The sequence below is a fragment of the Oleiphilus sp. HI0061 genome (genome assembly GCF_001635675.1).
This window is the reverse complement of record NZ_LWFE01000376.1, coordinates 1-609: the sequence shown is the minus strand read 5'-3', so window position 1 is coordinate 609 and position 609 is coordinate 1. Positions and strand designations below refer to the sequence as shown.

Sequence of the window (609 nt, the reverse complement as noted above, 5' to 3'; positions counted from 1 at the left end):
TTCCCAACTATCTTGTTTTTGCAGGAAGCCGCTATCGAGAGCACAAATATCAGCTGCGCAATGTTCAGAGCTTGGTTTGAGAATGCCGATTGGCTTATTTACGATTTCGTCGCGTTGGTAGCCCGTTATTTGGCAAAACTTGTCATTTACATATTCAATCAAGCCTGAGCTGCTTGTAATAACAATACTGGAACCACTATTTGTTACCGCGCTACTTAGTTTCGACATGAGTTGTTCGGTAGCTTCATGCGACTTTACGTTGTTTTTTAGCCGGGCATTAAGACGGAACAAAATGAAGCACAGTGTCCCAAACAATGCTGCCAGTCCTGCACTTGCCATGAGTTTCAATAGCATTGTCGAGCTTTCAGTATCCTCAACCGATACCGCAGCTAACACTGGCGAAGTTATCGCGAGAGTTGAAAGAAATGTCAGACCTTTATGAATCGGCTTATGCAAAGTAGTTACCAAAGCAAATTAGTTATATGTGTAAGTTATAAGTAAATTGTATGGTAATTTTCAAGAATGAAAAACACGACTTGGTTATAGACTTGTAACGATGTGACGTACAACGTTACAAAATAGTTACAGTAAGTAATTGTATTTCAAAAC

The 609-nt window shown here is 39.7% G+C and carries 1 protein-coding gene; it reads right to left on the bottom strand.

Annotation, left to right across the window (positions count from 1 at the left end; all coding sequences use genetic code 11):
* Positions 1-456, bottom strand: a 456-nt coding sequence (locus tag A3735_RS05160) for a PAS domain-containing protein (protein WP_231882401.1), incomplete at its 3' end; no start/stop codon positions are given.
* Between the last annotated feature and the right edge of the window lie 153 nt (positions 457-609).